The sequence below is a fragment of the Sphingopyxis sp. C-1 genome (genome assembly GCF_001047015.1).
GTDB lineage: Bacteria > Pseudomonadota > Alphaproteobacteria > Sphingomonadales > Sphingomonadaceae > Sphingopyxis.
In genome coordinates this window covers 44,282-58,194 of record NZ_BBRO01000001.1, presented here as the reverse complement: position 1 = coordinate 58,194, position 13,913 = coordinate 44,282, and the positions used below count along the sequence as shown (strand labels likewise).

12 protein-coding genes are annotated in these 13,913 nt (G+C 63.4%); 8 read left to right on the top strand and 4 right to left on the bottom strand.

All coding sequences use genetic code 11. From position 1 onward, the window contains the following. Positions 1 to 123: 123 nt before the first annotated feature. Both SC1_RS00245 and SC1_RS00240 read left to right on the top strand, forming a co-directional pair. Entirely contained in the window at positions 124 to 1,035 is a 912-nt protein-coding gene (locus tag SC1_RS00245) for a tetratricopeptide repeat protein (protein ID WP_062176023.1), read from the top strand. Positions 1,036 to 1,042: 7 nt separating this feature from the next. After that, the gene (locus SC1_RS00240; RefSeq protein WP_062176019.1) at positions 1,043 to 1,693 is read left to right on the top strand and encodes an LON peptidase substrate-binding domain-containing protein; all 651 of its coding nucleotides are present in this window, start codon (positions 1,043 to 1,045) and stop codon (positions 1,691 to 1,693) included. A gap of 155 nt (positions 1,694 to 1,848) precedes the next feature. On the opposite strand, the gene SC1_RS00235 is transcribed toward SC1_RS00240, so the two are convergent. Further along, entirely contained in the window at positions 1,849 to 3,090 is a 1,242-nt protein-coding gene (locus SC1_RS00235; RefSeq protein ID WP_062176016.1) for an FAD-dependent monooxygenase, read from the bottom strand. 124 nt (positions 3,091 to 3,214) lie between these two features. On the opposite strand from SC1_RS00235, the gene SC1_RS00230 reads away from it, so the two are divergent. The 4 genes from SC1_RS00230 (at position 3,215) to ribA (ending at position 8,606) form a co-directional block, all read left to right on the top strand. Then, entirely contained in the window at positions 3,215 to 5,527 is a 2,313-nt protein-coding gene (locus SC1_RS00230; protein ID WP_062176013.1) for a DNA translocase FtsK, read from the top strand. Between the two features lie 107 nt (positions 5,528 to 5,634). Next, positions 5,635 to 6,285, top strand: coding sequence for an outer membrane lipoprotein carrier protein LolA (locus tag SC1_RS00225; RefSeq protein WP_370568682.1), 651 nt, complete (start codon positions 5,635 to 5,637; stop codon positions 6,283 to 6,285). A 462-nt stretch (positions 6,286 to 6,747) separates the two neighbouring features. Then, positions 6,748 to 7,542 carry an exodeoxyribonuclease III gene (locus SC1_RS00220; protein WP_062176011.1) on the top strand — a complete coding sequence of 265 codons (795 nt, stop codon included), beginning with the start codon at positions 6,748 to 6,750 and terminating at the stop codon, positions 7,540 to 7,542. Positions 7,543 to 7,559: 17 nt separating this feature from the next. Further along, positions 7,560 to 8,606 (top strand): GTP cyclohydrolase II, encoded by a 1,047-nt coding sequence (gene ribA / locus SC1_RS00215; protein WP_062176007.1) that lies wholly within the window; start codon positions 7,560 to 7,562, stop codon positions 8,604 to 8,606. Between the two features lie 39 nt (positions 8,607 to 8,645). Here ribA and SC1_RS00210 read toward each other — a convergent pair whose 3' ends face one another. The 3 genes from SC1_RS00210 to SC1_RS00200 form a co-directional block, all read right to left on the bottom strand. Beyond that, positions 8,646 to 9,452 (bottom strand): LytTR family DNA-binding domain-containing protein, encoded by an 807-nt coding sequence (locus tag SC1_RS00210; RefSeq protein ID WP_062176005.1) that lies wholly within the window; start codon positions 9,450 to 9,452, stop codon positions 8,646 to 8,648. Beyond that, entirely contained in the window at positions 9,449 to 10,573 is a 1,125-nt protein-coding gene (locus SC1_RS00205; RefSeq protein ID WP_062183233.1) for a sensor histidine kinase, read from the bottom strand. The genes SC1_RS00210 and SC1_RS00205 overlap by 4 nt, the downstream gene beginning before the upstream one ends. A 64-nt stretch (positions 10,574 to 10,637) precedes the next feature. Continuing rightward, positions 10,638 to 11,162, bottom strand: a complete 525-nt coding sequence (locus tag SC1_RS00200; protein WP_062176002.1) for a helix-turn-helix domain-containing protein — start codon at positions 11,160 to 11,162, stop codon at positions 10,638 to 10,640. Positions 11,163 to 11,287: 125 nt separating this feature from the next. Between SC1_RS00200 and SC1_RS00195 the strand changes: the two genes are divergently transcribed. Continuing rightward, positions 11,288 to 11,623 (top strand): hypothetical protein, encoded by a 336-nt coding sequence (locus SC1_RS00195; protein ID WP_062175999.1) that lies wholly within the window; start codon positions 11,288 to 11,290, stop codon positions 11,621 to 11,623. A gap of 193 nt (positions 11,624 to 11,816) precedes the next feature. Next, positions 11,817 to 13,910, top strand: a complete 2,094-nt coding sequence (locus tag SC1_RS00190; protein ID WP_062183230.1) for a bifunctional (p)ppGpp synthetase/guanosine-3',5'-bis(diphosphate) 3'-pyrophosphohydrolase — start codon at positions 11,817 to 11,819, stop codon at positions 13,908 to 13,910. Positions 13,911 to 13,913 lie beyond the last annotated feature (3 nt).

Below are 13,913 nucleotides of genomic sequence, written 5' to 3'. Positions count from 1 at the left end.
TAGCACCGGCTTTTTGACTCGGCAACCCCTGATTGCCCCGATTGCGCATTTTCTCCGAAGGGTTGGCATATCGCCTGAAATTCCCACATAAGCGGACATATAGATAATAAGGAGCTTTTCCCCGTGGCCACGCTCGGTCTGAACCCCTCTGAAAAGGAAGCCGTCGAAGCCTTCCGCCGCGATGTCGTCGAACCGTCGATGACGAGCCTCGTGATTCTCGATTTCTGGGCGGAATGGTGCGGCCCCTGCAAACAATTGGGGCCGGTGCTGGAAAAGGTCGCCGCCGATTATGCGGACAAGGGCGTCGTGCTGGTCAAGGTCGACGTCGATGCGAATCGCTTCATTGCCGGCCAGTTCCAGGTCCAGTCGATCCCGACCGTTTATGCGATTTTCCAAGGGCAGCCGGTCGCCAACCTGACCAATGCGCGCACCGAAAGCCAATTGAAGTCGATTCTCGATCAGCTTCTCGCGCAGCTCCCGATCGAAAGCGAAGCGAGTGCGCGCGCGGTCGAGATCGCGCCGCTCATCGAAATGGGCGATGCCGTCCTCGCCGAGGGCGACGGGCCGCGCGCGGCGAGCATCTTTGCGCAGATTCTTGAAATGGCGCCCGACAACGCCGCGGCGCACGGCGGGCTGATTCGCGCGCTGATCCTCGCGGGCGACGTCGAGGGGGCAGAGGCCGCACTCGCCATGATCCCCGCCGAAATCGCCGACGATCCGGCCGTCGCGCAGGCGAAAAGCGCGCTGGCGCTTGCCGCCGATGCGCCCGACGCGGGCGAGCTGGCGGCATTCGAGGCCGCGGTCGCTGCAAACCCCGACGATCATCAGGCGCGCTTCGATCTTGCGAGCGCGCAGATCGGTGCGGGCCAGCGTGATGCCGCCGCCGACAATCTGCTCCACATCGTCGCGGCCGACCGCGAATGGAACGATGACGCGGCCCGCGCCAAGCTGCTTTCGCTGTTCGAGGCCGTGGGTCTCGAAGACGCCTGGGTCGCGGCGCAGCGCCGCCGCCTGTCGCTGATTCTGTTCGGCTAAAGCACCCATGGCCGATACCGCGCCCTTGACCATCCAGCGGATCGCGATTTTTCCGCTTACCGGCGCGGTGCTGTTCCCGGGGCTGCACCTGCCGCTCCATATCTTCGAACCGCGCTATTCGGCGATGGTGCAGGAGGTGCTGGCGCGCGACCGGCAGATCGGAATGATTCAGCCGCGCGTCCTGCCCGGCGAAGAGTCGCGCGAGCCGCCCGCACTCTACGACATGGGCTGCGTGGGCCGCATCATCGACGTCGAGGCGCTCGAGGAAGGGCGTTTCAACCTCGTCCTCGAAGGCGTCGCCCGCTTTCGTGTCCGCCGCGAACTCGACGTGACGACGCCGTTCAGGCAGGTCGAGGCCGAGATCGAGTTGGAAGCCGAAGAGGATGCGGTGCTCGCGAGCATCGAACGCGCCAGCCTTGAGCGCGAGGCCAAGCGCTTTGCGGCGCGGCAGGGCTATGTCGTCGACTGGGATTCGGTCGGGCAGCTCGACGACGCCACCCTCGTCAACGGCATTGCGCAGGTCGCGCCGTTCGACGCCGCCGCGAAGCAGGCGCTGCTCGAGGCGTCGCCAATCGACGCGCGCGCCGAACTGGTCGTCCAGTTGATGCAATTCTTCGGCCGTTTCGACAGCGACGACGGCCGCGCCACGCTGCAATAGGCCAAAAGGCCAAGCCCCTAGAGTCTGATAACTTTGGATTGACCCACGTCGTCATTGCGAGCGGAGCGAAGCAATCCAGAGCGGTTTGCGCAGGCTCTGGATTGCCGCGCGGCTTCGCCGCTCGCAATGACGAGTCCATTCAATGTAATCACGCTTTAGATTTCGGCGCCGGCTAGCAAACGCGGCAGGTCGCCGGCCTCGCCGCGCGCTTCATCCATGAAGAAGCGCTTGAGCATCGGCATCCGCTGCACCGCGCCAAGGCCGGTGCGCCGCACTGCGGCGGCGGTACGGCCTGGGATGCCGAACAGGCGGGTAAGCCCGTCGGTTGCGAGGCTGACCATCATATTGTCGAGCCCGCGCCAGCGCTGATAACGTGCGAGAAGCGCCGCATCGCCAAGGTCAAGACCGAGACGCGCACCCTCGACCAGCACTTCGGTGAGCGCCGCGACATCGCGCAGGCCAAGGTTGAGCCCCTGCCCCGCGATCGGATGGATACCGTGCGCGGCATCACCCACAAGCGCGATGCGGTCGGCGACGATCGACGCGCTATGATGAAAGCCGAGCGGATAGGTCATCCGCGGCGCGACAAGCTCCATTGCGCCCAACACGCCACCGGCGCGCTTCTGAAGTTCTGCTATAAAGCCGCGCTCGCCAAGTTTCGCGAAGCCGGGGCCATCCTTTTCGGACACCGTCCAGACGAAGGCCGAACGGTGCCGCCCCTGCGGGTCGTCGACGAGCGGCAACAGCGCGAAGGGGCCCGACGGATAGAAGATTTCATGCGCGACATTGCCGTGCGGTTTTTCGTGCGCAACCGCCCCGATCATCGCATGATGATGGTACGACCAGTTCGCGATGCTGAACCCGGCGGCATCGCGCGTCGGCGAGCGGCGCCCTTCGGCGACGATCAGCAACGGCGCCGCGAGTCTTGTCCCGTCGGCGAGCGTCAACAGGGCACCATGCGCGTCAATCTCTCGCGCCACGACCGCGGCGGGCATTAGCAGACGCACTAGCGGCGCATCGGCCAGCGCGGCAGCGAGCGCGAGGCGAAGCTGGCGGTTCTCGACCATCGTGCCGAGCGGCGGGTCGCCTTCGCCAGTGACAAAGTCGAGTTCGCCGCCGCGGCCGCTGTCGGGAGCGCCGTCGCCCACTTTAATGGCACGGATCGGGCAACCGTGCCCGGCAAGGCGGTCGGCGATCCCCAGCACCTCGAACATCTGCCAGGTCGCGCTGGCGATCGCCGAGGCGCGGCCGTCGAAGCCGGGCGCGATCGTCGCAACGGGATCGGCGGGATCGACGATCTGGACCGACAGGCCGTGATGGGAAAGGGCAAGGGCGAGCGCCTGGCCGACGAGGCCGCCCCCCGAAATCAGGACATCGCTGCGCAGCGTTTCACTCATTTCGTTGCCCTAGCGTGCGGCGGGACGGTTGGAAAGGCCGTGGGCAGGCTCGGGGCCGCGCTTGACGGCGAGTCCCCCCCATGCGCATATCGCCGTGGTTAACTGACAGGGACCGGACAAGAGCATGGCTAGCCGCAAGGCCGCACCAATAAAGGCTGATTGGCGCACCGTTTTCCGCCAAAGCATCGCGCGTTCGCTCGTGATCGCCGCATCGGTGGCGCTCGGCCTCTTCACACTATTCCTCGCGCTCGCGCTGGTCACATATGACAGCACCGATGCGGCGCTGAACACGGCCGCCCACGGCACCGCCGCCAACTGGATGGGCGGCGCGGGGGCGTGGTTCGCCGACCTGGGCCTGTCGATCGGCGGCGTCGGCGTCGCGCTGCTGCTACCGCTGCTCGCGATCATCGCCTGGCGTCTGTGGCTCGGCGAAGAGCAGCCTTATTGGCCGCGCCAACTCGCATACAGCTTCATCGGCATCCTGCTCGTCGGCCTTGGCGCCGAACTCTGGGCGCCCGCGACAAACGCGCCGATGCCAGCGGGCTGGGGCGGGATCATCGCGCTGCTGATCGGTGGCGCGATAACGCCCCTGTTCGCGCAGGCAGGCGAGCCCGCGGCGGCGCTGATCCGCTTTGCCACCATATTGCTGCTCATCGGGCTTGGATTGTGGCTCGCATGGCGGGCGCTGCGGCTGGAGAAGGGCTGGGCCTCGCGCTTCAAGCTGCCGGCGGCAGAGAGCAGCCGCGTCGTCGAGCCTGCGCGCGTGCCAACTGAAGAGGCGAAGACACCGAACCTTATGGAGCGTGTCGTACGCCCGCGTGCTGTCGCCGAACCGAGCGACCGCGCGCCGCCCGAAATCGCAGATCCTGCCGAGCGTAGTCTACCCTCGAAGCCCAAGGCAAAACCGCAGACAGAGCTGTTCACCAATTACCAGCTGCCGTCGATCGACCTGCTCGCGCCGCCGCCGCCGGGGCCGACGGGTCAGATCGACAAGGCGGGGCTGGAACGCAACGCGCGCCTGCTCGAATCGGTGCTCGAGGATTTCCAGGTCAAAGGCGTCGTCACCGCGGTCCGCCCCGGCCCGGTCGTCACCATGTACGAACTCGAACCCGCGCCGGGGACGAAGGCAAGCCGCGTGTCGAACCTGGCCGACGACATCGCGCGCAACATGTCGGCGCTGTCGGCGCGTATCGCCCCCATCCCAGGGCGCACCGTGATCGGCATCGAACTGCCCAACGCGCACCGCGAGTCGGTCGTGCTGCACGAAATCATCGGCAGCGCCTTGTTTCAGGACCAGACCGGCGCGCTGCCGATCATCCTCGGCAAGAATATCAGCGGCGACGCGGTGATCGCCGACCTCGCCCCAATGCCGCACCTGCTGATCGCGGGTACGACGGGTTCGGGTAAGTCGGTCGGTCTCAACGCGATGATTCTCTCGCTGCTCTATCGCCTTGGTCCCGACCAGGTGAAGATGATCATGATCGACCCCAAGATGCTGGAACTCAGCGTCTATGACGACATTCCGCATCTGCTTGCCCCCGTGGTGACCGAGCCCAAGAAGGCGATCCGCGCGCTCAAATGGGCGGTTGAGCAGATGGAGGACCGTTACCGGATGATGTCGTCGCTGTCGGTCCGCAACCTCGCGTCCTACAACGACAAGGTCCGCGGTGCGCTCGCCAAGGGCAAATCCCTGGGGCGCCGCGTCCAGACGGGTTACGACCCCGACACCGGCCAGCCGGTCTATGAGGAAGAGACGCTCGATTATGCGCCGCTGCCGCAGATCGTCGTCGTCGTCGACGAGCTCGCCGACCTGATGATGACTGCCGGCAAGGAAGTCGAATTCCTGATCCAGCGCCTCGCCCAGAAAGCACGCGCGGCGGGCATCCACCTGATCCTCGCGACGCAGCGCCCGTCGGTCGACGTCATCACGGGCGTGATCAAGGCAAACCTGCCGACGCGCATCAGCTTCAACGTTACGTCAAAGATCGACAGCCGCACGATCCTTGGCGAAGCCGGTGCCGAACAACTGCTCGGCAAGGGCGACATGCTCTATGTGCCCGGCGGCAAGCAGATCACGCGCATTCACGGCCCCTTCGTCTCCGACGATGAGGTCCGCGCCGTCGCCGATCACTGGAAAGGGCAGGGCCGCCCCGACTATATCGAGAGCGTCACCGAGGACCCCGAGGACGGCGGCTTCGCGATGGAGGGCGCGCCCGCGGGCGGCGACAGCGCCGAGGATCGGATGTACGCCAAGGCCTGCCAGATCGTCGTTGAAAGCCAAAAAGCGTCGACGAGCTGGCTCCAGCGTCAATTGCGCATCGGCTATAACAGCGCCGCGCGCCTGATCGAGCGGATGGAAGAAGAAGGGCTGGTCAGCCCGCCCAACCATGTCGGCCGCCGCGACGTGCTCACCGACCAATATGGCCAGCAAAGGTGAGGAACCTTCGCGCGCCTTGCGACTTGAACAACATCTGACGACAGGTTCAGCGCGGGTTCAATGCCCGGCTGCGATGACCGGCCACCATGTTTGAAAATGAGAGCCCGATGATCCTGAAGACGAATATGACCCGCCTTGCCGCCTGGACGCTTGCGCCTTTGGCAGCAGCCAGCCTCGCGATCGGCGTGCCCGCAATCGCCCAGTCGTCGAACGCGCTGGCATCGGTGCAGTCGCACCTGAAGTCGACGAGTTCGATGACCGCCAGTTTCGTGCAGACCGACCGCAACGGTCAGCGGCTGAACGGCCAGCTCACATTGAAGCGGCCGGGCAAGATCCGCTTCCAGTACCAAAAGGGCGTGCCGCTGCTGATCGTTGGCGACGGCAGTTCGCTGACGATGATCGATTATGAAGTGCGGCAGGTGCAGCGTTGGCCGGTGAAAAATTCGCCGCTCGGCGCGCTGCTCGACCCCGACCGCGATCTTACCAAATATGCCAAGGTCCTGCCGACCGGCAACGACGATGTGCTGAGCGTCGAGGTCAAGGATCCCAAGCGCCCCGAATATGGCACCATAACCATGGTGTTCGTGCGCGACGGCGCTGCGCCCGGCGGGCTTCGCCTGCGTGGTTGGGTTGCGCTCGATTCGCAGAACAACCGCACGCGGATCGATCTCAGCAACCAGAAATTCAACGTTGCTGTCGCCGACTCGGCGTTCAAATGGACCGACCCGCGTCCCAAGCAGCGCGGCCGCGCGGGCTGATACGGGACCCGTCTCAGCCGCCAAATCAGGGCGCCGAATTCGCGAAATGAATTCGGCGCCTTTTTTCCGGACCAACGGACGTCTCGTATCGACGAACTGCAGGAATGGCGCCGGAGCGTCGATTTTGTTCAGCTTGGCGACAGGGAACAGAGGCTATTTCATATCTCGAAGGCGCCAACACGGCCCCCGGATTTGGGTTTCCCCCTGTTGCCCCACCCGGACTGCCTGGCACCTTCATTCAAGAGCGTGACGAACGCTGACCTTGAACCCCCGTTCCACCGCCCCTGGGACGGGGGTTTAATTTGTCCGGCGTCGGTTTCTGCCGCTGACGCGGCGGGCGCACCAGCCCGCTCCCCCACCCGGCCTCCCATTTCAGGATACGCTGTTGGGACGCTGGGTGGGGGAGCGGGCTGGTACCGCAATCACATTGCGAACAGCGTCACGCGCCGATAGAGCCACCGCATGACTCGCACCAGCATCGCTTCGTGGAACATCAACAGCGTTCGCGCCCGCATCGGCATCGTCGAAAAATTCCTGCGCGAAGAAGCTCCCGATATTCTGTGCTTGCAGGAAACCAAGGTCGAATGTGGTCTGTTCCCGCCCGAGATGTTCAGGCGGCTCGGATATGATCATATCGTCACGCACGGCCAACGCATGCATCATGGCGTGGCCATCGTAAGCAAAGTTCCGCTGTCAGACGTGCGCAAATATGACTGGCAGGCAAATGGCGAAGCACGCCACGTCGGTGTAACGCTGCCATCGGGCGTGCGGCTCGACAATGTCTATATTCCCGCGGGCGGCGATATTCCCGACCGCGAACTCAATCCCAAGTTCGGCCAGAAGCTCGATTTCTTCGGCCGCATGACCGAATGGTCGGGTGCGCTGGCCGATACGCCGACGGTGCTGACGGGCGACTTCAATGTCGCTCCGCTCGAAAGCGATGTGTGGAACCACAAGGCGCTGCTCGACGTCGTCAGCCACACGCCGATCGAGGTCGAAACGCTCGCGCGGCTTCAGGCGGCGTCGAATTGGGTCGACCTTGGGCGTCACTTCGTACCGGCGCCGGAACGGCTCTACACTTGGTGGAGCTACCGCGCGAAGGACTGGGAAGCGTCGAACCGTGGCCGCCGGCTCGACCATATGTGGGTCACGCCCGACCTGATGCCCAAGGCGATATCGCACCGGATCGTCCAGCCCGCGCGCAGTTGGGAACGGCCGTCGGACCACATCCCGCTGATCACCGAGTTCGACTTTTGAGCCATGCCGTCGACCCTGTGGGCGCTCGGAACGCCGCGCGCGCGATCGATGCGCTGCGGCGCGGCTGGCCCTTTCGTCTGATCGGCCCCGATGGCGCGCTCGACCTGATGGCCGTCGAAAGCGCGCGCGACGCCGCGCTGGCCGAATTCGGCAGCCACGACATATTGTTGTCGGGCGAGCGAGCGGTGACGCTCAAGCTCACGAACCAGCGTGTCGCAGCTACGCCGGGTCCAGTGCGCCTCGCGAATGCCGCCCCCGTGGTGGCCGCGGCGCTCGCGATCGCCGATCCCGCGCTCGATCTTGCCAATCCGCTCAAGGGCCCTTTTCATAGCATTGCTACCGGCGGCGACGCGGCTGCGGCCACAGCGATGGCCATGGCCCGCCACGCCGGCCTACTCCCCGCCTTCTTCGTGCGCGAAGCAGCAGGCGCCGCCGAAACCATGTGCAGCATCGAAGATGTTGTCGCCCTGCTCGATCCCGTCCGCCTTGAAATCGCGGCGCGCGCAAAGCTGCCGGTAGAAGCCAGCGAGACCGCAGAGATCGTTGCATTCCGCTCGCCCGAAGAAGCCTCGGACCATGTCGCGCTCGTCATCGGCAAGCGCGACGGCAATCCGCCCGTCGTGCGTTTGCACAGCGAATGCCTGACCGGCGACGTACTCGGCAGCCTCAAATGCGATTGCGGACCGCAGCTCCATGCCGCGCTCCACGCGATGGCCGACGCTCCGTGGGGCGTATTGCTTTACCTCAGACAGGAGGGGCGCGGGATCGGCCTCGTCAACAAGCTGCGCGCCTATGCGCTGCAGGATCAGGGTTATGATACGGTCGATGCCAATCTGCGGCTCGGCTTCCCGGTCGAAGCGCGCGACTTCGCGATCGCCGGGCGGATGCTCGAACTGCTCAACATCCCGCGCATCCGGCTGATGACGAATAATCCTGAAAAGGTTGCGCGGCTGGAGAAGGAGGGCGTCGAAGTCGTCGAGCGCATCCCGCTCGCACTACCGACGAATAAATATAACGAGCAATATCTCGCGACGAAGCGCGATCGCACGGGACACCAGCTCTAAACGAAAAAGGCGCCGGACGATGCCGGCGCCCTCATCAAATCAATGCACGAAGCGCGCGACCACGTCGCGATAGCTTCGGCTGACCTTCACCTGCGCGCCCGAACCCAGCACGAGGAAGCATTCGCCGTTGGTGTGCGGCTTGACCTGCTTGACCTGTGACAGATTGACGATCGTCGAACGATGAACGCGCTGGAAGTTGCGCGGGTCGAGCCGCTTTTCCAGATCCTTCATCGTCTCGCGCAGGATCAGGCTGTTGTCGGCCGTATAGATGCACATATAATCGCCCGCGGCGTCGATGCGTTCGATGCTGTCGACGTCGACGCGGAAGATCTGGCCGCGATCCTTGATGTTGATCATCTTCTCGTAGCGATCGGCAGCGTGCGCGTCGGGCGCGACCTCAGCGTCATAATCCTCGACAGCTTCGGGCGCGACTTCGGCCAGCACGGTCTTGAGCCGTTCGACCTCGGCCACACCGCGCTTTTCGGCGAGGCGTTGACGGACCCGATCGAGCGCATCGGCCAGCCGCTCGGGCTCGACCGGTTTCACCAGATAATCGACGGCCTGCGCCTCGAAGGCGCGGATCGCATGGTCCGAATAGGCGGTGACGAACACCACCAGCGGCGGCTCGACCTCCATCAATCCCTGAATCACCGAAAACCCGTCAAAGCCTGGCATCTGGATGTCCAGGAAAACGAGGTCAGGCTTGTGAGTCTTGATCTTTCGGATGGCTTCGCGGCCATTTTGTGCGGTGTCGACGATTTCGACGTCCGTATGCGGTTCCAGCCGCAACTGCAGGCCCTGAGTGGCCAATTTTTCATCATCCACAAGGATGGTTCTGATCGTCATGTTCTCTCGGTTCCAATCGTCATTTGCCCATCGGGCTGGAACGGAAACTCGATAACCACCGTGAATCCACCCTCAGCGCCCACATGGACATCGAACCGGTGCTGGTCGCCAAAAGCCTGCGCCAACCGGTCCCTGATATTGGCTAAACCCACACCGGTCGATTCCGTTGCAAAGCCAGTGGTGGGGTCGGTCGTTTCGGCTGACAATCCCGCGCCGGTGTCGGACACGGTGATGCGAACATTTTGACCGGCCAGTTGTGCAGAAAGCGTGATATCGGCGCCTTCTTCCTGCGGCGTCACCGCATATTTGATCGCATTTTCGATCAGCGGCTGGAGCAGAAGCGAGGGCAGGCGCGCACGCGAAACCGCAGGATCGATCGCAAAATGGGGCCGCAATCGTTCCTCGAAGCGCATTTTTTCGATGTCGAGATAGAGTTTCAGCGTCTCAATCTCTTGCGCCAGCGTCACCTGCGCGGTCGGCTCGTTCGCGAGTGTGTAACGGAGGAACGCCGAAAGGCGCGACAGCATCGCGTTCGCGGGTTCGGCCTGTTTCAGCAGCACGAGCGTCGAAATGCTGTTCAGCGTGTTGAAGAGGAAGTGCGGGTTGAGCTGGTAGCGCAGCATCGCAAGCTGCGCCGAGGCCGCCTGCGCCTCGAGCCGCAGAACGCGGTCATTCTGTTCCTCTAGCTGGAGGAAATAGTTGATGGCGAAATAGAGCGCCGACCAGGCTGCGAGCGAGGTGGCATCAATATACATGGCGCCGAGCAACAGGCTGGTGAACCCCGCCTCGCTCGCCGGATTCTGAATCTGCGCCACCCATGCATCGATAAAGGCCCAGAGCGCAGTCGCGACCCCCGCCAGTCCGAAACTGACGCCCCACATCAAAAGCGGGCGGCGACTGATCAGCGCGCGATAACAGGCCGACAGGATCAGCGTCAGCGAGAAACCGGTAATCGCAGAAATCGTCTGCGGGATGAGGAAGGTGAATGCCTGGCCGTTGGCGAGCCCAGACACCCCGCGCAGACCGAGCCAGGCAGCCCAGCCCAATATCTGCAGGTTCCAGAAAGCCCGGACCTTGTTGTCAAAGAAGGGGCCCGGCGAGGACAGTCGGAAGAGCGGCATGGGCGTCTGTACGATGGCGATGGTCAGTCGCCGCGCGGGCGATATCGGAAACCAGTGCGGCCGATCATTCGGCGGCGACCGGCGGCGCCATCGCACCCTCGCCGCGCACGCGCGCCTGACCAAGCGGCTGCAGTTCGGCGCGATGCTTCCACAGCAATTCCTTATAGCCGATCACGCGGCCATCGTGCGCAGTGAGCGTGACGGGACCGATCGGCTGCTCGTCACGCGCATCGACAAGCACCGGGGTAGAGGGCACGCCCGCACCCCATTTTTCGCCCCATTGGCGCAGCGCAATCATCGCCGGCAGCAATTCGATACCCTTTTCGGTGAGCTGGTACCTGACCTTGCGCCGGTCTTCGGCCATGACTTCGCGGGCCATGATTCCATGATCGACCAGACGTGACAGCCGGTTCGACAATATGTTGCGCGCGATGTTCAGTTCCTGTTGGAACTCTTCGAAATGATGAACGCCGTTAAAGGCCGCGCGCAGGATCATGAACGACCATCGCTCGCCCATCGCTTCCAGCGCCAGCGGCAGGGCGCAATTGCCCCCATCCATGTCGTTCAGCAGTTCGCGTAATTTTCCCATAACCGATGCCCTAACGTAAAATCGCCCCGTGCGCCAAAAAAATATAGGGCCTCCGTTGCATTTCGCAACTCAAAGTCTAGGGAGCGCTTCGTAACCTTTCGGTTGCGCAAAAACAGGAGGTCAAGATGCCCAAATTAAAGCTTTCTCCCCTCACCCGATCCTTCACGCTGACGAGCTCCGTACTGATCGGTGGCCTCGCATTCATATCATCGGCCGCGACCGCCGCCGGCGGCGCCTATTATCGCGCCGAACTTGCCAGCCCTGCGCCCGAGGCACGCTTCGTTGCGCGCGACGTCGTGTGGGCTTGCACGGATGCCGGCTGCGTAGCGAGTCAGGGGACCAGCCGTCCGCTGATCATGTGCTCGGCACTGGCCAAAAAGGCGGGTCCGGTGACGAACTTTGCCGCCGGTGGAAAGGCACTCGAAGCCGACGACCTCGCGCGCTGCAACGCCGCGAAATAATCTGGCCACAAGCCTTTGAAAGCCGCCGCGCTTCATCCGCTTTTGCAGGCGGGGGCGCGGCGGCTTTTCTACATCTTCGCCGGCACCGCGAACGATGCTTCCAACCGACTTTATCAAAGTTGCTGATCTCAAGCAGTTACGCGCAAGCAAATTTCGCATTGCAATATTGCCTGCATGAACGACATTGGACGCGATGCTGAGGCAATATGAACTTGTCGAGCGCGTACGCGCTTATGATCCCGACGTCGACGAGGCGCTGCTGAACCGCGCCTATGTGTTTACCGTCCAGAAGCACGGGAGCCAGAAACGCGCCTCGGGCGACCCCTATTTCAGCCACCCGGTCGAGGTCGCCGGGATTTTGACCGATCTCCACCTCGACAGCGAAACAATCGTTACCGCACTCCTCCATGACACGCTCGAGGACACGCTCACGACGCCGGAGGAGATAGAACGCCTGTTCGGCGCCGACGTCGGTCGGCTGGTCGACGGCGTCACCAAGCTGTCGAAGATCGAGGCGCAGACCGAAAACGAACGCGCGGCGGAAAATCTGCGCAAATTCCTGCTCGCGATGTCGGACGATATTCGCGTGTTGCTGGTCAAGCTGGCGGACCGGCTGCACAATATGCGGACGCTGCATTTCATCAAGAATCCCGAGAAGCGCCGCCGCATCGCCAAGGAGACGATGGATATCTATGCCCCGCTCGCCGAGCGGATCGGCATGTATGAATATATGCGCGAGATGCAGCTTCTCGCGTTCAGCGAGCTGGAACCCGAAGCCTATTCGACGATCACCGGCCGCCTCGCCAAGCTGAGCGCGGGCGGCAAGGACAAGGTCGCGGGGATCAGCCGCGAATTCAAGGAACTGCTCGCCAAGAACGGTATCGAGGCCGACGTGTCGGGGCGCGAGAAGCATCCCTATTCGATCTGGCGCAAGATGCAGGAGCGCCATGTCAGCTTCGAACAGGTGACCGACATCATAGCGTTCCGGATCATCACACCGACCGATGCCGATTGCTATGCGGCGCTCGGTCTCCTCCATCGCAAATGGAAAATGGTTCCCGGGCGCTTCAAGGACTATATCTCGACGCCCAAGCGCAACGGTTACAAATCGCTGCACACGACAATCATGCACCAGCAGAATATGCGGATCGAGATCCAGATCCGCAGCCTCGGCATGCATCAACAGTCCGAATTCGGGCTCGCCGCGCACTGGGCATATAAGCAGGGCGGTTCGGTACCTGACGGGCAGGCGGGATGGATTCGCGACCTCATCGAAATCCTCGAACAGACGCACGACCCCGAAGAGTTTCTCGAAAACACGCGCATCGCGATGTACCAGGATCGCATCTTCGCCTTCACACCGAAGGGGAGCCTGCACCAATTGCCGAAGGGCGCCACTCCGGTCGATTTTGCCTATGCCGTCCATACGGGGCTTGGCGATCGCACCGTCGGGGCCAAGGTCAACGGACGACTGGTGCCGCTGCGTACCCAGCTTGCGAACGGCGATACGGTCGAAATCCTGTCGTCCGACAAGCAGACGCCGCAGCCCGCCTGGCTGGGCTTTGCCGTCACGGGCAAGGCGCGCGCCGCGATTCGCCGCCATGTCCGGTCGAAGGAAAAGGTCGAACTCGCGGCTCTCGGCCGCAAGATGTACGACGAGATCGCCCTGCGCCTACCGAACAAGGTCGGCGACAAGGCACGGATCGCCGCGCGCGAGCGGTTAAAACTCGACGACGATACCGCGCTCTATGTCGCGATCGCGAAGCAGCGCATCACCGACAATGCGCTGCTCGAAGCGCTGGTCCCCGGCATCACCGCCGAGATGAAGACCAAGCCGGGCAAGCTCGTGCAGGGCGCGGCCGTATCGATTGCGGGGCTGACCCCGGGCGTCGCCTATCAACTCGCCGATTGCTGCCATCCCGTTCCAGGTGACCGTATCGTCGGCCTGTCGCGGCCGGGCGAAGGGATCGAGGTGCATGTCATCGACTGCCCGAAGCTCGCCGACGGCATCGACGCGGACTGGATCGATCTGCGCTGGCAGGAAGACAGCGAGGGCGGCAATGCGCGGCTGTGCATCGTGATCCTGAACGAGCCGGGGACGCTGGCCGAAATGTCAGGGATACTCGCGGCCAATTCGGCGAATATCACCAATTTGCGGCTGTCGAACCGCGAGGGCGGCTTTCACACCTATGACGTCGTCGTCGAGGTGCGCGACGTTCAGCATGTTATGCGGATATTGTCGGCGCTGCGCGCGTCGGACACGGTAGTGCAGGCGGAGCGGCAATAACCT